A 20,417-nucleotide genomic window follows, 5' to 3' on the forward strand; every position below is an offset into this window, starting at 1 on the left:
CTCACTTATTTGGTAGCAGCAAGCTTCCAGCATGTGCCTTCGGCACTTGCGTTTTCCTTGGTGATCGGGATGAGCGTGGTATAGATGCTCTGCTTGGCCGCGCCCGGTTTCACACCACCTTGCACCAGCCACTTGATCATGGCGGCCATGTTGGAGGCTTGCGTGGGCACGTCGTAGCTCACGTCGAGATCGAAAGCGCCCGATTTGACCTGATCGCAGGCCCCTTTCTGTTCGCCGCCGCCGGACGTGGCGAGGAAGACCTTGCCCGTGAGGCCCGCTTCCTTGATGGCAGCCGCGGTGCCGATGTCCATGCCGTCCCAGAAACCGACGATGCCGCAGAGATCAGGGTTCTGCTTGAGCACCGTCTGCGTCAGGCCCTTGGCCTTGGCGGCGTCCCAATCGGCGGCCTGGTTCGAGACCACCTTGATCTGCGGGTTCTTCGCCAGCACGTTTTCCACCCCCTTGAGGGTGTAGGCGCTCGTGGCGGCCGTGGGCGCTCCCTGCAGGATGGCGATCTTGTTCGACTTGCCCTTGCACGCCTGCACCACGGCCTCGGCGTTGCGCTCACCCACGTCGACCCAGTCAGCGCCGATGAACGCCGTGGAGGGCTGTGCCGAACTCATGTTGATCTGCACCACGTAGATGCCTTCGGCCTCCGCCTTCTTGATGAGCTTGGCGTAGGTCTGCACGTCAGGGTTGTGGAGCACGATCACTGCGGGCTTCTCGGCCATGAGCGCGGTAAAGGCCTGCGCGCCCGCATTGGTGTTCCAGTTGGGATCGCGCGCGACAATTTTCATGCCCAGCGGCTCCAGCTCTTTCTTCAAGCCGGCGTACCAGCCCTGGGCAAGATCGAAGCCCATGGCCACGGGGATGTAGCCCACGGTTTTGCCGGCCAGTGCCTTCTTGTAGGCATCGCGGAAGGGTTCGTTCAAGCCCTTGCCCTGGGCAGCCGCATACTGCGAGGCTGCCAGCGCGAGTGCAATGCCCGCGATCCTGGCGGTGGTGGCAAGCGTGCGTGCGAAGTTCATTGCATGTCTCCTGTTGTGAATGGTCTTGGGATGTGGCGCCAAAAAAGCCGCCTGGCGCCCGGGCTTGGATTCAGATATCTCCTTGCTGCGCGGTCTCTTCGTTGCGCGGATTGAGCAAGGAGTCGATCAGGATCGCGGCGAGCAGCACCATCCCCTTGATGATGTTCTGCACGGAATAGGACAAATCCATGATCGTCATGCCGTTGAGCATGGTGCCGATCAGAAGCGTGCCGATGATCACGTTGAACACGCCGCCCCGGCCGCCTGACAGGCCGATGCCGCCGAGCACCACGACCAGCACGACGTCGTAGATCATGGTGGAATTGAAGATGCGCGTAGGCATGCTGCTCACGGACGCCGCCATCACCACGCCCGCGAAAAGACCGATGAGCGCGGCCAGCACGTATTGCAGCAACATCATGGGCCGCGTCGGCAGGCCGGTGGCACGCGCGGCAAAGGGGTTGTCGCCGATCGCGTACACGAATGCGCCGGCACGCATGCGGCGCAGAAAGAAAGCCATGGCCGCGGCGGCGATGCCAAACATCACCACCGGCATCGGCACCCCTGCCACCGCGCCCCGGCCCATCCACGCCACAGGGTCGAGCGCGGCGGGCCATTGCACCACCTCCAGTTGGAAGAAATAGGCCTGTCCCAGCCCGGCGAGAAACAGGCCCGAGGCCAGCGTGGTGAATAGCGAAGGCACCTCTGCGTAGGCGATCAGCCAGCCGTTGACCAGACCGAAAACCAGCGCGAGGCCGAGCGCGATCAAGGCGGCCGAGGAAAGCGGATGGCCACCCTGCACCAGCTCCAGCAGCAGACCGGAAGGCACGGCGAGCGCGGCGATCATGGAGATGTCAATCCCGCGGCCGATCACCACCACGGCCATCCCCAGCCCGAGGATGCCGAGAAAGGCCACGTTCTGGATCAGGGTGAGCAGGTTGTCCACACGGGCAAAACCCGGCAGGAACAAAGCGAAGCCTATGAAAAGCAGTGCGAACAGAGCGAAGACGATGCTTTGCTGAGTAGCCTTGAATTTTTTCATTGCATCCCCTTCAACTCAATGCTGCATGCAGCGACTGCCGCAGCTCGCGCTTCATGACCTTGCCGTTCAGGTTGCGCGGTAACGCCTCGGTGCCAATGGTCCATGTCTCCGGCACGGAGTAGTCCGCCATCCTCTCGGCGCAAAAGGCTTGCAGCGCGGCGGCCTGGGTGCTGCTGCCCAGGGTGCTGACGCACACGAAGGCATGCACCCGCTCGCCCAACACGGCGCAAGGCACACCGACCAGCGCCGCCTCGATCACCTGCGGATGTTCCATCAGGACGCTTTCCGCCGTGGCACAGAAGATCTTGTAGCCCCCGCGGTTGATCACGTCTTTCTTGCGGTCGAGGATGCGCACATAGCCATCGGCATCCATGCTGCCGATATCGCCGGAGCGCCAATACCCGCCGCGGAATTCACTGGCCGTGGCTTGCTCGTTGCGCCAGTAGCCCGGCACCACCATCGGTCCGGCGATCCAGATTTCGCCCACCTCGCCGCGCGGCACTTCATTGCCGGTATCGTCCACCACGCAGATCTCGCCGCAGGGCACGGCCAGGCCCACGCTGTCGCGGTGTTCGGCGGTCATGCCGGGCGGCATGATGGTGGCGGGCGAGCAGGTTTCCGTAGCGCCGTAGGCGTTCATCAGGGTAAGGCCAGGCAGGCGCGAGGCCACGCCGTCGATGGTGGCCGTGGGCATGGGCGCGCCGCCGTAGGCGCCGATGCGCCAGGCGCTCAGGTCGTGCTGCTCCAGATCAGGCAGCAGCAGGCACAGGTTGTACATGGCGGGCACCATCACGGTATGCGTGATGCGCTCAGCCGCGGCCAGTTGCGCGAAATCGGCTGCCTTGAATTTGGTCATCAGCACCGAGCAGCCCTGCGCATACAGCATGGTGTAGAGCTGAGCGACCAGCCCCGTCACGTGGCTGAGCGGAACGGCAATCATGCTGCGATCGGCTTGGGCCAGCGTCATCGCATGGGCGTAGTGCATCACCGAATGCACGATGTTCAGGTGGGTCAGCATCGCCCCCTTGGGGCGCCCGGTCGTGCCCGAGGTGTACAGAAGGACGGCCAGGTCTTCCTCGTTCGCGGCATGCGCGGCGGCAAGAGGCTCCGCCTGCACCAGGTCGGTGAAGGACCCGAACCCCGGCTGCGCCGCACCGGTCGAGAAGCGGTGGCGCAGCAGAGGAAGCGCTTCGGCGGAGGGCACCAGCTCTTGCAGGTATTGCGCACAGATGATGGCCGCGGTGCCGGCATCGCCGAGCGAGAAAGCAAGTTCGTCGGTACGGGCCCGCGCGCTCACCGGCATGGCCACCGCTCCCAGCCAGGCGCAGGCATACACGGCGATCACGAACTCAGGCCCGTTGTCCAGGTACAGGGCCACGCGGTCGCCCGGCTGAATACCGTGCGCGGCCAACCCTCCGGCGCACTTGGTGGCCGCATGATGCAGCTCGCGCCAGGACAAGCGCACCCCCTCGCAGACCAGCGCGTCTCCGCCGGGGTGCTGGCGTACGGCATCCGCCAGCATCTGGGCGACGCTGACGGGTCTTTCGGCAAAGCAGCGCACTACCCTGTCTTTGAAGTGCACTTCGCGTCGCATGTCGGGCATGCCATCTCCCCATTGAGACCATGAAGATGAGGTGGTTTGCGAAGGCCGTACCGGCGAGGGCGCGCTGAGCACGCCATGCATGAGCATCTCGATGCAGTGCTGCACGGCATCCTGCAGGCTGCGCGCCGGATGGCTTTCGGGGCGGTACCAGCGGCCGATGCCGCTCAGCGCGCCCACCACGGTGTATGAGGCCATCGCCGCATCGCCAGGGCCGATCCAGCCCTCGGCCATGCCGGCTTCGATAAGCCTGTGGAATTCGGTGTCGATCTCTCCCTTGAGCGCCCGCAGTTCGCGGCGCCGGGGCTCGGCCAGCGGGTCTTCGCCCACGCGGATGACGCAGAGGCCGAAATCGCTGGTCACGATGCCAGCGTAGCTTTCCATGACCGCCCGCAGCCGCTCGCGTGGTGGCAAGCCGCGTTGCATGGCTTCCCCGATCCCTGCCCGCAGGGCTTCCAGACCGCGCTGGACGCACTCGAACAGGATCTGCTCCTTGTTCTCGACGTAGTGGTAGACGGTGGGTTTGCTCACCCCGAGGCTGCTGGCGATATCGTCCAGCGAAGTGCCCTGAAACCCCTTGGAAGTGAACAGCCTGGCCGCCGCCAGCAGCACGGCGTCCTTCTTGGCATGGCGGTCCTGCTGCCGCTCGGTGCGGCTTTGCCAAGGCGATTCGACCAAATCAGTAGGCATTCGACTTCAGGGGTGCATCATCAATCGAGTGGATCCGGAACTGCATGGATAAAGGAGCTTTTTCAAAGAGGAAACTCATTGGGTACTCTTGAGTAACCTCCTTTACTGACCGGCATTTTGCGGACCATGGGCAAGCGCGCGAAGAGAGGAATTTCCCTTAGCTGCAGTGCAGCATTCATGATGGGGAGGTGAGGCGGCGGCTGGCAGGAGACGGTTCCCGGCTGGCGCAAGCCCCGCGCCGGCGCGCTGGTCAGTCCAGCGTTTTCCGGTAGCGCATGAGCGCGACGATGCCCATGGCCGCCATGAAGCCCAGCATGGGCCACAGATCGGGCAGCACATCAGACAAGGTGCTGCCCTTGAGCATGATGCCGCGCACGATGCGCAGGAAGTGCGTCAGCGGCAACACCTCGCCGATCCATTGAGCCCAGCCCGGCATGCCGCGGAACGGAAACATGAAGCCGGACAGCAGGATCGAGGGCAGGAAGAAGAAGAAAGTCATCTGCACCGCCTGCAGCTGGTTCTTCGCCAGCGTGCTGAAGGTAAACCCCACGGCCAGGCTGGCCAGGATGAAGATGCCGATCATGGTCATCAGGAGCGGGAAGCTGCCCACCATCGGGACCTTGAACAACGCCCGGGCCACCAGCAAGATCACGGCCAGTTGCACATACCCGATCACCACGTACGGCGCGATCTTGCCCACCATGACCTCCAGGGGGCGTACCGGGGTGGCCAGCAGATTTTCCATGGTGCCCCTCTCGCGTTCGCGTGTCATGGCGAGGCTGGTGAGCATGACCATGGTCATGGTGAGAATGGTGCCGATGAGGCCTGGCACGATGTTCACGCGGGAAAGGCCTTCCGGGTTGTAGCGGCGGTGAACGCGCACTTCGTAAGGCGGGGCGCCGCCCTGGAGTTGGCGCAGCGGCCCGACCAGGTCGTGCGCCAGCGCCTGCGAGGTAACGCCGCTCAACGCCGCCAGCGCGGTGGCCGATGCGGTGGGATCTGTCGCGTCCACGGCCACATACAGGACCGGGCGCTGGCCGCGCAGCAGATCATGCTCGAACCGCGGCGGCACGACGATCACGAATTGCGCTTCGCCGCGCGCCAGCAGATCATCGGCCTGCGCCTCGCCAATACCGCTGGCGACCACGCGAAAGTAGCCGGTGTTCTGCATGGCCGTCACCAGGGCGCGTGTGAGCGGCCCGTCGTCCGCAGCCACGATGGCCGCAGGCAGATTCTTGGGATCGGTGTTGATGGCATAACCGAACAGCACCAGTTGAAGCACAGGGATCAGCACCGCCATGGCGAAGGTCAGCCGGTCCCGCAGCATCTGCTGGAATTCCTTGACGAAGACAGCCGTTGTCCGCGCGAAGGAGAAAGAGCTCCCATGCGCCCCCGCTGCGAGCGGTCCGCTGCCTCCTTGCGTCATGAGCCGGCCCCTTTCGCCCCACCCTCCCCGAAATTGTCTTGAGCCTGGCCGATCAGGCTGATGAAGACATCTTCCAGGTTCGCACGCGCACGCGCCACATGCACGCCGGGACGCTGGGCGAGTGGCGCCACGGCCTGCTCCAGCAGGGCCTCGTCCTGGCCCGCGACGTGCAGACTGGAGCCAAAGGCCGCCACGCTCTGCACGCCCGGCGCCGCCTTCAGCGGCTCCGCCTCGGCAGCCGCGCCAGGCCCCGAAAGCTCGAATACGGTCAGGCCGGCGGCATCGACGATCTGGCTTTCGGTACCGCGCGCGAGCACCTGGCCGTAGGCGATGTAGACCAACTCGTGGCAGCGCTCGGCTTCATCCATGTAGTGGGTCGAAACCAGCACCGTGATGCCGCGCGCCGCGAGCTGATGGATCTGGTCCCAGAAATCGCGCCGTGCCTTGGGATCGACACCGGCGGTCGGCTCGTCGAGCAGCAGCAGGCGCGGCTGGTGTATCAAGCATGCCGCCAGCGCCAGGCGCTGCTTCCATCCGCCGGACAGGGTACCCGCCAGCTGCCGCTGCCGTTCGCTCAACCCGAGTTGGGCCAGCGCCTCGTCCACAGCCTGGCGGCGGTCCTTCAGCTCGAACAGGCGCGCCACGAAATCCAGGTTCTGGCGGATCGACAAGTCTTCGTAGAGACCGAACTTCTGCGTCATGTAGCCGACCTGCCGCTTGATGGCCAGTGCATCACGCTGGAGATCGAGGCCTAGCACCGACCCCTCGCCAGCATCAGGCGTCAGCAGGCCGCAGAGCATGCGGATGGTGGTCGTCTTGCCGCTGCCGTTGGGGCCGAGAAAGCCGCAGACGCGGCCCGTGCGCACCTGCAGATCCACGCCATCGACCACCGCGCGGCCACCGTAACGTTTGGTCAGGCCGCGCACGTCGATGGCGAGCGATTCCATGGCGGCGGCCTGTGCGTTCATCACCTGCTCATGGCGCTGCAACGGGCTGCACACCGATCGGCTGGCCGGGCTTCAGGCGGATGGCATCCTGGGGCGCGGGCCGGGCCTCGACCATGAACACCAGCTTGGCGCGCTGCTCGTTCGAGTAGATCACCGGTGGGGTGTATTCAGGCTGTGTGGCCATGCGGCTGATACGGGCTTGGATAGGCGCGCCGCACCCGTCGCAGACCAGTTGCACCGCCTCGCCGATCTTGAGGCGGCCAAACTCTGCTTCAGGCACGAAGAAGCGTGCCTTGATATTGGCTGGCGGCAGCAGCGAGACCACCGGCTGGCCCGCGCTCACGTATTCTCCCTGGCGGAAAAAGGTATCGGCCACCTGGGCGTCCACAGGCGCGCGCTGCTGCTTCTGCGCTCGCCGCCATTCAGTTTGCCGCAGAGCGGCGCTGGCGGCCTGCGCCTGGGCCTGGGCAGCCACGCGCTCGTCCGCACGCGCGGGCAACTCGGCCGTGCGCAGGCTGGCCTCCAGCTCACCCACGCGTGCGCGGGTCTGCGCGGCGGTGGCGCGTGCGGTATCGAGTTCACTGGCGGAAACTGCTCCGCCAGGGGTCAGGGTTTGCCGCCTGGCCAGTTCCTCCTGCGCCAGCAGTGCCTGGGCACGCGCCTGGGCCAGCTGCGAGCGGATCACCGCGATTTCTTCTGGCCGGCGCCCCGTCTGGATGTTGGCCGCCTGGGCGCGGGCCGCCTCAAGCTGCGCACCGGCCTGCGCCTCGGCGGCTCGTTCGGCCTCGTCTTCGAGCACGAACAGCGCGGCGCCTGCCTTCACTTGATCGCCAGGCTGCACGGCCAGTTGTTCCAGGCTTCCTCCGATGGGAGCGGCCATGTAGATGTAGTCGCCTTCAGCGTAGCCCGACCACCCCTGCGGCGGCGCCGGCGTGCAGGCCACGATCACCAGAGTCAAGCAGGAGGCAAGCAGACGCATGACTACAGGGCAGATGTCGAGGGCAGATCGACCAACCCGTGCTCCAGCATGCCGATCACCTCTTCGGCAAAGTCCGCATAGCTCAGCGGACCGCCGGGGCGCAACCAGGTGAATGTCCAGTTGATCATGCCGAACAAGGTCATGGTGATGGCCATCTGGTTGTGCGCGTTCATCCGCGCGGGGTAAGCACGCCGCATGAAACGGCCCACGGCGGCGACCACATCACGCTGCCGGTTGAGGATGATTTCGCGCTGTTCGGTGGCCAGGAACTGGGTGCTGCCCAGCAGCGCCGCATGCCGCGTGGCGGAGGTTTCATACTCGCTCAGGAAGGCGCGCACCAGCTCGTGCAATGCGGCGCGGTCATCCATGGCCTGCCGTTCGGCCCGCGCCTCGGCCTGGCCGATGATGAGCAGCAGCTTCTGCGTATACCGGTCCAGCAGATCGAAAAGAATGGCTTCCTTGCTGCTGTAGTAGTGATAAAGCCGCGCCTTGGAAGTGCCACAGGCCGCCGCGATGTCGTTCATGCTGGTGGCGGGGTAGCTCTGCTGCGCAAAGCAAGTCGCCGCGACCTCGAGGATTTCATCTCGGCGCTGGTCGTGTGAAGCGGAAATAGGACGGGCCATGGGCTTGATTATCCGGCGAGGGCGACCATCTCAGCCACCGCCGCCACCCGAGCGCGCCGCACCGCGTCTCCGATCTGCTCGCCAGCAGCGCCCCGGGCCTGCGCCGCACGCGCGATCTCATCAGTGGCCACGGATTGGGCAGCGGCCAAGGCCTGCATCAGGCGCGCCCCTTGCGGATACGCCTGCTCCTGCATCCCCTGGCGTCCGCGCGCGTCGCATTCGCAGGCCAGGAGAATATCCGGCAGGCGCCCCGGCTTGCGGAAGGCATCGCAGCGCTCCAGCAACCGCACCAGGGCCGCCGCGCCCAATTCGCCGCTGCGATGGATATTGCCGTGCTCACGCGCCACCACGTCGGCCAGCGCATGGCAGTCCGTAGGCACCCGAAGGCGTTGCGACAGCGCGCGCAGCAGCTTGGCGCTGCGCTGCTCATGGCCAATGTGGCGCGGCAGAATATCCGCTGGCGTAGTACCTTTGCCAAGATCATGCGTAAGGCATGCGTAGCGCACGGGCAGCGAAGCCTGCAGGCGGGCCGCCATCTGTAGTACCAGCATCAGGTGCACACCCGTATCGACCTCGGGGTGGTATTCGGCGCGCTGCGGCACACCCCAGAGGCGATCGACCTCGGACAGGACCACACGCAGGGCGCCACATTCGCGCAAGACCTCGAACATGCGCTCGGGATGCTGCTCCATCAACCCGCGCGAAAGCTCCTGCCACACGCGTTCGGCCACCAGATGGTCCGCCTCGCCGTCCTGCACCATATCCCGCATCAACGCCATGGTTTCAGGTGCGATGGAGAAATCATGGAAGCGCGCCGCGAAACGCGCGAGCCGCAGGATTCTCACGGGGTCTTCGCGAAAGGCTTCCGTCACGTGGCGCAGCACCTTGCCGGCCAGATCGCGCTGGCCGCCGAAGGGGTCGATCAGGCCGCGGGCGGGATCCTCGTGCGCGGCCATGGCATTGATGGTCAGATCGCGCCGCGCCAGATCCTCCTCCAGCGTCACGCTGGCGTCGGCAAACACGGTAAAGCCCCGGTAGCCGCGCCCGCTCTTGCGTTCGGTACGCGCCAACGCGTACTCCTCGTGCGAGGTCGGATGAAGGAACACAGGAAAATCCTTGCCCACGGGCACGAAGCCTTGCGCCGCCATTTGCTCCGGCGTGGCTCCCACCACCACCCAATCCTGGTCCTGCACCGGCAAGCCCAACAAGCGATCGCGCACCGCGCCGCCAACCATGTAAATCTGCATCATTGAATATTACCCCCGAGGGAGCAGGGAGTTATGTACCCGGGAATGGCCATGCTTTCCTGCAAGGGTCTTCAAGGGGAAGCAAGGAGTGCTATCGTTGCGGCATGCATGGGACATTGACTGAAAGCGCGCGCGAGACAACCGTTCTTGATGAAGTGGATGTGCTGGTATTGGGCGGCGGCCCGGCCGGACTCGCGGCGGCGGCCTCCGCGGCGCGTTCCGGTGCGCGTACGATGCTCGTGGAGCGTTATGGCTTTCTCGGAGGCATGGGCACGGCCGCAGGCGTGACCAATTTCTGCGGCCTGCACGCCAACGTGCATGGCACCCTTCGGCAGGTGGTGCACGGTGTGGCCGGCGACCTGCTTTCGCGCATGGAAGCGCTCGGCGGCCTGAACACCCCCCATCTGCTGTTTGGCGGCCGCATTGCCGCGCAGGCCTACGACACAGCCGCATTCAAGATGGCCGCGGATGAACTGTTGGCTGCCAGCAGCGTGCGCGTGCTGTTGCACGCCTGGGTCGCCGGCGTGGCCATGCGGGATGCAACGCACCTGGAGGCCGTGTTCGTCGAAACCAAGTCGGGGCGCTTTGCCATCCGCGCACGCTGCTTCATCGACTGCACGGGCGACGGCGACGTGGCAGCGCTGGCCGGCGCGCCTTATGAAAAAGGCACCGACGGGCACGGGATGATGTACCCCTCGACCATGATGCGGGTAGGCGGCGTGGATCCCGCGCGCGCGGGTGAAGCCTGGACCACCGTGGGGGCACTGATGGAACAAGCCACGGCGCGCGGCGAGCGCTTCGCGCGCAAGGCCCCCATCCTGCGGCCACAGAAGAACACCACCGAATGGCGGGCCAATGTCTCCCAGCTCGCGCGGCCGGACGGCGGCCCGGTGGACGGCACGGACGCCCTGCAGCTGTCCGCCGCGGAAGCCGAGGGCCGAAGGCAGGCCGCGCATTTCCTGCGCTTTCTGCGCCGCGACGTGCCCGGTTTCGAAGCCGCCTATCTGCTGGACACGCCGCCGCAGATCGGGGTACGCGAGACGCGGCGCGTGCTTGGCGACTATCAGCTGAGCGAGGAAGACGTGCTCTCGTGCGCGAGTTTCGGCGACACCGTCGGCGTGAACGGCTGGATGGTGGAAGAGCACGTGGCCGGCAACGTCAGCTTCCGCTGGCCGCACGGCACCGGCACGCCGGAAGGCCAAGCCGCTTGCCGGGGGTTCAATCACCTGCCGTGGCGGATGCTGCTGCCGCGCGGCCAGGACAACCTGCTGGTGGCAGGACGTTGCGCGTCGATGACCCATGGAGGCCAATCGGCCGCCCGCGTCTCGGGCGGCTGCTTCGTGATGGGCCAGGCCGCGGGGACAGGCGCCGCGATGGCGCTCGCGCAGGGTGTGGCGCCACGCCGCATCGATACCGCCAAACTTCAGGAACAATTGCTGTCCGCAGGGGCCTTTCTCGGGCTGGACGGCGAAGCGCTTTCAAATCCCATCTAGAACGACAGACAAGAGAGACCAGAAGATGCAACGCAGACACCTCATGGCCCTGGCCGCCGCGGCCGCCGCGCCCCACCTGCCCGCCTTCGCGCAGGCGCCTCAGGAGGCGCATTGGCCCACGAAGCCGATCCGCATCCTGGTAGGCTTTCCTGGCGGATCGACGCCCGATATGTCCGCGCGCGCCATCGCCGAACCGCTGGCCCAGGCGCTCGGCCAGCCGGTGATCGTCGACAACAAGCCCGGCGCCAGCGGCAACATCGCCGCCGATGCGGTGGCAAAAGCCACGGACGATCACACGCTGGGCGTGGTGATCAACGGCAACCTGACCTCCTCCAAAACGCTCTATCCCAAGCTCCCCTACGATCCGGCGCGTGATTTCAGCTACCTCAGCCTGCTGACCACCGCCCCCCTGATCCTGGTAGCGCCTGCCAACCTCCCAAGCGGCGAGGCCTTCTTCGAGGAAGCCCGGCGCCAGGGCGACAAGTGGAACTATGGCTCCGTGGGCCCTGGTTCCGTGGCGCATCTGGGCATGGAGCTTCTCAAGGCCCGGGTGCCTGGCCTGAAAGCGGTGCACGTGCCCTACAACGGCAACCCGGCCGTGGTGACCGCACTGATTGGCGGCCAGGTGCAGATGGCGCTGATGCCGCCGGGGGTGGCCATGCCGCAGATCAAAGGCGGCAAGCTCCAAGCCATTGGCCTCACGACCAGTGGCCGCAGCGCCCTGGTGCCCGAGCTGCCCTCGCTGGCGCAAGAAGGTGTGAAAGATTTCAACCTGGAGGTATGGACGGCGCTGATCGGCCCGGCAGGCTTGAGCGCCGCCGCGCGGCAGCGCATCACCGCCGCGCTGGGGCCCATCATGAAAACCGCCGAAGTGCGCCAGCGCATGTTCCAGCAGGGCTGGCAGGCCGTGGGCACCTCGCCGGAGGGTCTGGCTCAGCGTGTGCGCCAGGAAACCGCCCTGCTGAACGGTATCATCAAGGCGCGCGGCATCAAGCTCGAGTAACGACATGAAATCGCTGGGCAAACGTGCAGAAGGCTTGCGCCTGGAGCGCATGGAGGCCTCGCCTCGCTGGGCGGGTGCGGGTTTTCGCAACGTGGCACCCATCGCGCCCGGCCTGCGCGACACCACGGTACCCATGCCTACGCTGCGCGAATTCCTGCGCCGGGGCGAGCGCCGCGTGCCCGATGCGCCTTTGCCGGTGCTGGACCCGCGCCAGACCTGGCTGCGCCGCCCTGACACCGGTTTGCGCACCACTTGGCTGGGACACTCCACGGTGCTGATCGAGATCGACGGCTATCGCGTACTGACCGATCCTGTCTGGGGACCGCGCGCCTCGCCTTCCGTACTGTTAGGGCCCAAGCGCTTCCAGCCCATGCCGGTGGCGCTGCGCCAGATGCCTGAGGTGGATTTGATCGTCATTTCGCACGACCACTACGATCACCTGGACTACCCCACCATCAAGGCCCTGGTTAAAAGCAAGGTGCCCTTTGTGACCTCGCTCGGCGTGGGCGCGCACCTGCAAGCCTGGGGCATCGCTCCGGAACGTATCCACGAGCTGGACTGGTGGGAAAGCTTCACGCTGCCGGGTACAGGCCTCTCCGTCACCGCCGCGCCCTCGCAGCATTTCTCAGGCCGCACCCTGAAAAGCCGCAATGCCACGCTGTGGTCCTCACTCGTGATGCGCGGGCCGCGCCATGCTGTGTTTTTCAGCGGTGACACCGGCTTGACCGGCGAGTACGCTCGGATCCGGGAGCTCCTCGGCCCCTTCGATCTGGTGATGCTGGAAGTAGGCGCCTTCCATCCCGCCTGGGGAGATATTCATCTGGGACCCGACCATGCGCTCGAAGCGGCGGTCCTGTTGGGCAACGCTCCTTTGCTTCCGGTCCACTGGGGCACTTTCGCGCTGGCGATGCACGCGTGGGACCAGCCGCCCGAGCGCTTGCTGGAAGCCGCCCCGGGTTTCGGCACGCACCTCGTGATGCCCAGGCTGGGCGAAGCGGTGGAGCCCGCGCATTCGGAAGCCGTCACACCCTGGTGGCGCCATCCGCATGTGGAGCCGCTGAAAGCGCAGGCCCCAGCCGAACCGCCACCCACCGCGGCGACCACGCCATTGCCTTGGCCATTGGATTGACCGAAAGCGCCCGGCGAGAACCCGTTACCGAGACATCCTGTAAGGCTCTTCGAACGCCAGAAAATCCTGCTCGGCCATCGCATCATCGATCCAGGCCTTGATGCCCGGCAGTGCGCACAGATGTTCGATGTAGGCCGATACTTCGGCCGGCACGGGCAGTCCGTAGGTCCGGATGCGCATGACCACCGGCGCGAAATAGGCATCTGGAATGCCGAAGCCGCCAAACAGGCATGGCCCGCCATGTTGTTTCAGCAGTTCGCTCCACATCTCCACCAGGCGCTGCAGGTCAGCGCGAACGGCGGATTGATCGCGCAGGGCCAGGGCACCGACCTGCGGCAGGTTGGCCTCGATGTTCATGGGAAATGCCGTGCGCAGCGCGGAAAAACCCGAGTGCATTTCAGCGCAGACGCTGCGGGCGCGAGCACGCGCCTTGGCGTCTTTCGGCCACAACTGCTTATCCGGAAATTTTTCGGCGACATATTCGGCGATGGCCAGCGTGTCCCACACCGCCAGGTCGCCGTCCAGCAGCAGCGGCACCTTGCCGACGGGCGTGAGACCGGCGAGCGAGCGCTTGAACTGCGAATCGGCTTCGAAAGAATCGAAGCGCACCACCTCCTCCTCGAACGGAATTCCGGCCTGCTTGAGCAGCACCCAAGGGCGCATCGACCAGGATGAATAGTTCTTGTTGCCAACGTAGAGTTTGAGCACGATGCAGGGCCTCCGAACAATCTGAGAACGTAAGAGTGTATTAACTAAGCCGTGAACTACCGCCCCGCGCGGCGGCGCATTTCGTCGAACCGGGTGGCTACACCGGCATCGCCCAGGAACAAGGGCGCCACGCCCGCCAGTGGCGCCGCGGAGACGCCCAACGCGGCCAGCCCGGGCAGTTGCCCGCTGGCTACGTTGTCCACGCGCAGCGAATCCAGGTTGTCGCGGCTCATCAAGGGCGAGGAAGAAAGCAACTCCATCATGAGCGCCTCCAGCTTGCCCACGGCCATGGGCATGCCGAGCACCGGCCGGCCCCGGCCGCCGCGAACGCCAGCCCAACACCCGGCCAGACGCACCAGTTCGCGCAAGGTGAATACGTCCGGGCCGCAAGCTTCGTAGGTCTGGCCAATGGCGGCCTCGTCATCCAACGCATTGACGATGCCGCGTGCGACATCGCGCACCCAGACGGGCTGCAAACGGGCATCGGCACCTGCGAGCAGCATCACGGGCAGGTATTTTTGCAAGCGCGCGAACAGGTTCATGAAGTGGTCTTCACGGCCGAAGATGACGCTCGGGCGCAGCATCGTGAGATCGAGCGTGCCGCTCTTCGCGGCCTCTTGAAGCTGAAGCACGGCCTCGCCTGCCGCCTTGCTGCGCTGGTACCTCGAAGGCCCCTTGGGGTCGGCGCCCAACGCGCTGACGTGCACCAGGCGGCGCACGCCAGCCTGCGCACAGGCGCTGGCCACCTGGCGCGGCCACTCGGCGTGTACCTGGGTGAAGGCTTTTTCGCTACCATGCAGAATGCCCACGAGGTTGATCACCGCATCGCAGCCGGGCAAAAGACGCGCCAGCACACCCGGCTCGAACACGTTGGCCTCTTCCAGCTGCAGGCTCGGCAAACTCAGCAGATGCTTGCCCGCCGCGTACTGGCGCGTGGGCACGATGATGCGCCAGCCCTGCCGCTGCAGGTGCTCGCACACATAACGGCCAACGAACCCGCTGCCGCCAAGAACCAATGCGCGTCGCATCATTTCCTCATTTCCTGTTTTTTTCCGGTTGAATGAAGGTGGTCTGAAGGGTGGACGAAAGCCATTTCTGAAGAATCAGCCAGAGACCAGTTCCTTACTCATGTCGGGGGTGTTGGGGGGCAGCGGTCCCACGGTACCCAGCCGCTCCTTTAGCGACTGCGGCTTGCCGCTCAGGATGCCCGCGTAGTCGACCGTGTTCGACAGCACCTTCTTCACGTAGTCGCGTGTTTCCGAGAACGGAATGTTCTCCGCCCAGATGGCGCCTTCCAAAGTCGGCCCCGTACCCCCCGGCGCGCGCCATACCCGCGGACGGCCAGGGCCTGCGTTATAGGCCGCGGCGGCCAGCGGCATGGAATCCTGGAAGTCATCGAGTGCCAGCTTGAGGTAGCTGGTGCCGATCAGGATGTTCGTGTCGTGCTGGTAGATCTGATCGGGCGTGAAGCCGGTCAAGCCGATCTTGCGCGCCGTCCAGCGCGCGGTGGCGGGCATGACCTGCATGAGCCCCGAGGCGCCTACGCCCGAACGCGCCGCGATGATGAAGCGGCTTTCCTGCCGGATCAGGCCGTACACATAGGCCGGGTCAAGCCCTATGGAGCGCGACTGCTTCACCACCGCGTCGCGGTAGGGCATGGGAAAGCGCTGGCTGAAGTCCATGAACGCGCGGGTACGCTCGCTGGTGTTGATGCACCGATCCCATACTTCGCGCTGGCAGGCCAGATCGGCAGCGGCGTACAGCTCGCGGTCGGCCATGCCGCCAGGCGTGTGCAGATTGGTCGTGTAGTTCCATTCGCGCACGCCTTCGCTGCGCAATCCAATGCCGATGGCCATCAGCCCGCGGTTCAAGCCCGGATTGCCGCGGGCGGCGGCTCTTTCGGCGTCGGTCAGCGGCGGCGGCGCGGCGGGCACCGCAATGGAGCGGCCCAGCTCTTCCTGTGCCAGCTTCTCGTAAAAACCCTGCACGCCGGCGATGCTCTCCAGCAGCTGGCGCGGCAGCGCGCGGTCAGCATCGCTGCGGGCCTGGGCATTGAGTGCGCGCGCGCGCCAATAGACCCAGATGGGTTCCTTCTGCGCTTCGGCACTCATGGCCTCGACGGCCGCACCCACGGTGCGCCATTGCCCCTGGCGCATGGCGGCGCGGGCTTTCCAGGCCAGCATGTCGTCGCTCAGGTCCTTGTCGCGCTTGACCTTGGAGAAATACTGCAGGGCGTTGTCCTGCAGCTTGAGCGCGGCCTGCCGGCCGATCACGCCCCAGAGCCAATGGTTCTCCTCGGGCCTGAGCTGCACGCTCCACTTTGCTTCCAGCTGCGCGGCGGCCTGATCCGGGTCCTGCGCAGCCAGCTTGATGAGCGCCAGCACGATCAACTCCTGGCCCTTGCGCGTCCCCACCGCCGCGCGGCTGGCAAGATAGCGCATGGCGCCATTTTGGATCTGCGCCACCACCGGCGCGACATCCGGCGCGTCGAGCCCGACCGCCGCGCGCGCCACGTTGGGGCGGTTGTTTTCCATGGCCAGGCGCGCCTTCATCCAGAGATCATTGAACGGCAGCTTCCCGGCCTGGTGCAGCAGATCGGCGGCCAGCAAGCAACCATCGTCGAGATCACGCTGGGCAAACCAGTCGCGCCGGACTTCGGCCGCCGCATCGGCACTCACGGAGCGGCCTTGGGCCAGCTCCATGGCCACCGCATAGCAGCGCACTTCACGGTCATCCTGCATGCGAAAGCGCGGCCACTCAGCGGCGAAGCTCTGCCAATCGCGCCGCTTGCCTGAAAGCAGCAGCCAATCGTTGCGCAGGCGGTCCTCCTGATAGGTGCCTGGATAGCGGGCCAGGAAATCCTGCACATCCAGCACGCTGGCGTCTTCCAGCCGCGCCTTCAGCTCCCAATAGGCCGCCCAGGGTTCGAGCGCATGTCCGCGGGCTGCCGGCAACAAGGCCGCCAGGCGTGCCTTGTCCCCGCGCCGGTACGCCTCGCGCATATCGAGGATGACGCTATCGCTGGCGGGCCCGGCCGGCGCGGCAACCGGCTCGGCGGGTACGCCCTGCTGCGCCGCCGCCAGCCCTGTCCACAGGATGCCGCAAGCCAGCACAATCAGAGGGCGGCTGAACAATGTCAAAATCTTCGGGAAATACATCAGAGCCATTATGGACAAATCCCTCGGTAAGAAGGCGTTACGAGAACGCCTGATTCAGCAGCGTCTGCACCTTGAAGACCGATTGGCGCGCGCCGACATGCTGCAGCGCGTCATGCGCATCTGGCTCGTCGACCGCCCAGACACCGTGATCGGCGCCTACTGGCCCATCAAGGGCGAGTTCGACCCCTTGCCCGCCCTGCATCGCTGGAAGGAAGACGGCGAACTGCTCGATGAGCCGCAGCGCCGACGCATCGGCCTGCCGGTGATCGACAAGGTCCACAAGACACTGAGCTTCCATGTCTGGTATCCCGGCTGCCCCATGGAAGAAGACGCCTACGGAATACCCAAGCCCAAGGATACAGAAGTCATCGCCCCGACGCTGCTCTTCGTACCTTGCGTGGGCTATGGGCCGGGCGGTTTTCGGCTGGGCTATGGCGGCGGCTTCTATGACCGTACCCTGGCGGCGCTGGAACCGCGCCCCTACACCGTGGGACTTGGATTCACCAACGGATTCATCGATGATCTCGAGCCGGAGCCGCACGACCAGCCGCTGGATGCCATCCTGAACGACAACGGGATCGTGTGGCCGGTGTGACAGGATTCAAATAGCACACCGGCCGCCTGCCGTCAGTCCAGGTCGTTCACCAGATCCGGATCATCGCCCTCTCCGATCGTGTTGCGCGTGAGGCGGGCCTGCGCTGCCAGCCATTGGGCAAAGGCCTGCACCTCGGGTCTCGCGCTGCTTCGGGGGCCCACCAGAAGCCAGTAGGCCATGGGCGAATGAAGCCGCGCCTCGGGGAGCACCTCGATCAAGTCGCCGTTGGCCAGATTTTCAGCCACCAGCGGCGGGCGGGCCAGCACCAGCCCTTGCCCGGACAGCGCGGCCTGCACCATTTGATAGGCGTAGTTGAAACTCAGCCAGCGCTTGGGCTGCGCATAGCTTAGCCCGTTCGACACGAGCCAGCGGCGCCAGGTAAGCCATTCGAGATGAGGCGTGTAGGCATCGCCGGCTTCGATCAGCGTAAAGGCCAGCACGTCGCTCGGCTGGCGGATGGCCTGGTTGCTTTTCAGAAGCCACGGGCTGGCCATGGGGGTAACCGATTCGCCGAACAGGCGCCGTGCCGACGGCGGCATGTTGACCGCCGGGGCATAGCGTATGGCCACGTCGATATCGGCCAGATCGAGATCGAACGCCGTATCGGAGGCATCTATCCGGATATCGATATCGGGATTTTCGCGCTGGAATGCCTCCAGGCGCGGAATCAGCCACATCGATGCAAATGATGCAAAAGTAGTGACGGAAACATGCCTGCGCCCGGCGCTCTGCCGGATCTGCCGAACGGCGGCATCGATGCGCGGCAAGGACTGCGCCACCGCCTGAAGCAGTTGCATGCCCGCCGCGGTCAGCTCCACCGCGCGAGTGTGGCGCAAGAACAGCGCCACACCGATTTCATCTTCCAACGCCTGGATTTGGCGGCTGACAGCCGACTGCGTGAGCGCCATCTCCTCGGCGGCCATGCGGAAGTTCAAATGCCGCGCCACGGCATCGAACGCGCGCAAATGGCCAGCCTGAATGGGCCGGCTGCGCAAATGGGTTTGCGAATGGAGCATCGCCGAAGGAATGGGTGATTGATGTTCTTCTGGAATCAATAGCCTTGCTCAAATTCATTGGACTGTCAATCCGAACAAGCGGAGGATCATGCCTACCGAATCTTTTTATTCACACATCACCGTCAGGAGCCCATCATGTCGACCGCCGCCCACTCTCTGCCCCTGTCTGCCCGCACCAGCGGCGCCTGGACCCTGGCGGCGGGACGTGCCATTGCGATGCGGCCGCGCCAGAATGGTGAGATCCTGATCATTAACGGGGCCGTCTGGGCCACCCTCGACGGCCCGCATGAGGGCCTGGAAAGCGGCCCGCTGGGCGATCTGTACCTGCAAGCCGGCGAACGGCTTCGCCTGATAGCGGGCCGGCAGGTGGTGCTGGAGCCTTTCGTGCCCCGTGGGGCCCGTCCCCAACTGGCCTCCGCCGTGAAGTTCGACTGGGTGCCCAGCCCGCAAGCCTCCGCTGCGGACTCCTGGGAAGCTACCGTGGCTCAGCCGGCCGACGACCTGGGCCGGGCACTTGGCGAAGCCCAGCGCGCGTTCGGCCGCCTGGTGCGCGGCGTGCTGGCTTGGGGCGGTGAACGATTGGCGCCCCGTACCCAACGCGCGTTCGACTGATCCGGCGCCGGTACACTCCGCTTCAGTCGCGGCCTTGCCGTATAGGCTTGTCCCAATATGGCGGGTCCATGAAGGCGGCCTGGAGCATTTCCAGAAAGCAGTGCACTTTCGCCGTCATGTAGCGATTGGGCAGATACAGCGCATACAGTGCGCTGTTGACCGTGGGCGTGTAGCCCGCGAGCAACTGCACCAGCCGGCCGGATTGCAAATGCTCACCGACGAGGTAGCTGGGCAGCAGGGCGATCCCCAGGCCGGCCAGAGTGTGGTCGGCAATGATCGCACTGTTGTTGACGTGAAAGCGGGCATGGGTCGGCACGTTGTACAGCGCATCACCCCGTGTGAAGCTCCAGCGGCCGTGCTTGATGACGCTCGGGTAGTGATAGCACTGATGCTCCGTCAGATCGGCAGGCATGGTCGGCGTACCGTAGCGGGCCAAATAAGCCGGGCTGGCGCATACCGCCCAGTGAATGCTGGCCAGACGCTTGGCAATCACGCCGTCGTCCAGATGATTGGTGATGCGCACCGCGATGTCGAAATCGCCCAAGGGAAGGCTTTCAAGCTGGTCGGACACCTTCAGCTGCACCTCGACGTGCGGGTAGCGCTCGGTAAAGCGCGAGATCAACGGCCCCAGATGCTTGACGCTGAATAACAAAGGAGCCGTGAGGCGCAGCGTGCCGCTGGGTTCGGCCTGCAAATCCTGCACCTGCGACATCGCTTCCTCCGCCAACAACAGGATGTGGCGGGAGGATTCATAAAAGGTCTTGCCGATTTCCGTCAATCCCACCTTGCGTGTGCTGCGCTCCAACAACTGCACACCCATTTTCTTCTCCAGCCGGGCGATCTGGCGGCTCACGGTCCCCGTAGACACGTGCAACTCGGCCGCTGCCCCCGAAAAGCTCATGCAGCGGGCCACCCGCACAAATACCGCAATCAAAGACAGGCTGTCTGTGTCCATGGTCTATTGTTGCATTAAAGAAATAATCATTTTAATTTTTATCATTTATCTGCTTCAAATACATCAATATACTTTGCCGCATCGTGCCATCGACGGCTGCGCGCGTCGCTGCGTGTATGTCTGTGGGCGGCGCTGTTGTCCATGGCTCTCCCGGAAGAAAGTGTTT

Annotated in this window: 18 protein-coding genes; 5 read left to right on the forward strand and 13 right to left on the reverse strand. The window is 65.1% G+C overall.

The window, feature by feature from the left end:
• Positions 1-5: 5 nt before the first annotated feature.
• The 8 genes from WJU18_RS25860 to WJU18_RS25895 all read right to left on the reverse strand — a co-directional run bounded on the left by WJU18_RS25860 (position 6) and on the right by WJU18_RS25895 (position 9,582).
• A complete protein-coding gene (locus WJU18_RS25860) occupies positions 6-1,028 on the reverse strand; it encodes a sugar ABC transporter substrate-binding protein (protein ID WP_423456733.1) in 1,023 nt (340 codons plus the stop codon).
• 70 nt (positions 1,029-1,098) lie between these two features.
• Positions 1,099-2,070: an ABC transporter permease gene (locus WJU18_RS25865; protein ID WP_423456734.1), complete on the reverse strand. Its 972-nt coding sequence runs from the start codon at positions 2,068-2,070 to the stop codon at positions 1,099-1,101.
• A 10-nt stretch (positions 2,071-2,080) separates the two neighbouring features.
• Positions 2,081-4,360 (reverse strand): AMP-binding protein, encoded by a 2,280-nt coding sequence (locus tag WJU18_RS25870; protein WP_423456736.1) that lies wholly within the window; start codon positions 4,358-4,360, stop codon positions 2,081-2,083.
• 250 nt (positions 4,361-4,610) lie between these two features.
• Entirely contained in the window at positions 4,611-5,786 is a 1,176-nt protein-coding gene (locus tag WJU18_RS25875; RefSeq protein WP_423456738.1) for an ABC transporter permease, read from the reverse strand.
• Positions 5,783-6,754 (reverse strand): ABC transporter ATP-binding protein, encoded by a 972-nt coding sequence (locus tag WJU18_RS25880; RefSeq protein ID WP_423456739.1) that lies wholly within the window; start codon positions 6,752-6,754, stop codon positions 5,783-5,785. Before WJU18_RS25880 ends, WJU18_RS25875 begins: the two co-directional genes overlap by 4 nt.
• 7 nt (positions 6,755-6,761) lie before the next feature.
• Entirely contained in the window at positions 6,762-7,712 is a 951-nt protein-coding gene (locus WJU18_RS25885; protein WP_423456740.1) for an HlyD family secretion protein, read from the reverse strand.
• A gap of 2 nt (positions 7,713-7,714) precedes the next feature.
• On the reverse strand, positions 7,715-8,335 hold the full coding sequence (locus tag WJU18_RS25890) for a TetR/AcrR family transcriptional regulator (protein WP_423456741.1): 621 nt from the start codon (positions 8,333-8,335) through the stop codon (positions 7,715-7,717).
• An 8-nt stretch (positions 8,336-8,343) separates the two neighbouring features.
• Positions 8,344-9,582, reverse strand: coding sequence for a multifunctional CCA addition/repair protein (locus WJU18_RS25895; protein ID WP_423461096.1), 1,239 nt, complete (start codon positions 9,580-9,582; stop codon positions 8,344-8,346).
• Positions 9,583-9,686: 104 nt separating this feature from the next.
• Between WJU18_RS25895 and WJU18_RS25900 the strand changes: the two genes are divergently transcribed.
• The 3 genes from WJU18_RS25900 to WJU18_RS25910 are packed head-to-tail and all read left to right on the forward strand — an operon-like array spanning position 9,687 to position 13,207.
• Positions 9,687-11,075, forward strand: a complete 1,389-nt coding sequence (locus WJU18_RS25900) for an FAD-dependent oxidoreductase (protein ID WP_423456743.1) — start codon at positions 9,687-9,689, stop codon at positions 11,073-11,075.
• 25 nt (positions 11,076-11,100) lie between these two features.
• Complete coding sequence (locus tag WJU18_RS25905) at positions 11,101-12,078, forward strand: Bug family tripartite tricarboxylate transporter substrate binding protein (protein WP_423456745.1); 978 nt, start codon at positions 11,101-11,103, stop codon at positions 12,076-12,078.
• Between the two features lie 4 nt (positions 12,079-12,082).
• On the forward strand, positions 12,083-13,207 hold the full coding sequence (locus WJU18_RS25910; RefSeq protein WP_423456747.1) for an MBL fold metallo-hydrolase: 1,125 nt from the start codon (positions 12,083-12,085) through the stop codon (positions 13,205-13,207).
• A gap of 24 nt (positions 13,208-13,231) precedes the next feature.
• Here the strand turns inward: WJU18_RS25910 and WJU18_RS25915 are convergent, their stop codons facing one another.
• The 3 genes from WJU18_RS25915 to WJU18_RS25925 form a co-directional block, all read right to left on the reverse strand.
• The gene (locus WJU18_RS25915) at positions 13,232-13,915 is read right to left on the reverse strand and encodes a glutathione S-transferase family protein (RefSeq protein WP_423456749.1); all 684 of its coding nucleotides are present in this window, start codon (positions 13,913-13,915) and stop codon (positions 13,232-13,234) included.
• A 56-nt stretch (positions 13,916-13,971) separates the two neighbouring features.
• The gene (locus WJU18_RS25920) at positions 13,972-14,946 is read right to left on the reverse strand and encodes a complex I NDUFA9 subunit family protein (RefSeq protein WP_423456751.1); all 975 of its coding nucleotides are present in this window, start codon (positions 14,944-14,946) and stop codon (positions 13,972-13,974) included.
• A gap of 72 nt (positions 14,947-15,018) precedes the next feature.
• Entirely contained in the window at positions 15,019-17,073 is a 2,055-nt protein-coding gene (locus WJU18_RS25925; protein ID WP_423461097.1) for a transglycosylase SLT domain-containing protein, read from the reverse strand.
• A gap of 10 nt (positions 17,074-17,083) precedes the next feature.
• Between WJU18_RS25925 and WJU18_RS25930 the strand changes: the two genes are divergently transcribed.
• Positions 17,084-17,668, forward strand: a complete 585-nt coding sequence (locus WJU18_RS25930; protein ID WP_423456753.1) for a 5-formyltetrahydrofolate cyclo-ligase — start codon at positions 17,084-17,086, stop codon at positions 17,666-17,668.
• A 32-nt stretch (positions 17,669-17,700) separates the two neighbouring features.
• Here the strand turns inward: WJU18_RS25930 and WJU18_RS25935 are convergent, their stop codons facing one another.
• A complete protein-coding gene (locus WJU18_RS25935) occupies positions 17,701-18,684 on the reverse strand; it encodes a LysR substrate-binding domain-containing protein (protein ID WP_423456754.1) in 984 nt (327 codons plus the stop codon).
• 135 nt (positions 18,685-18,819) lie between these two features.
• Here WJU18_RS25935 and WJU18_RS25940 point away from each other — a divergent pair, with 135 nt between their 5' ends.
• Positions 18,820-19,296, forward strand: coding sequence for a DUF2917 domain-containing protein (locus WJU18_RS25940; protein ID WP_423456755.1), 477 nt, complete (start codon positions 18,820-18,822; stop codon positions 19,294-19,296).
• Between the two features lie 22 nt (positions 19,297-19,318).
• Here WJU18_RS25940 and WJU18_RS25945 read toward each other — a convergent pair whose 3' ends face one another.
• A complete protein-coding gene (locus WJU18_RS25945; RefSeq protein WP_423456756.1) occupies positions 19,319-20,251 on the reverse strand; it encodes a LysR substrate-binding domain-containing protein in 933 nt (310 codons plus the stop codon).
• Between the last annotated feature and the right edge of the window lie 166 nt (positions 20,252-20,417).

The sequence above is a fragment of the Ottowia sp. VDI28 genome (assembly GCF_049532675.1).
GTDB lineage: Bacteria > Pseudomonadota > Gammaproteobacteria > Burkholderiales > Burkholderiaceae_C > Ottowia.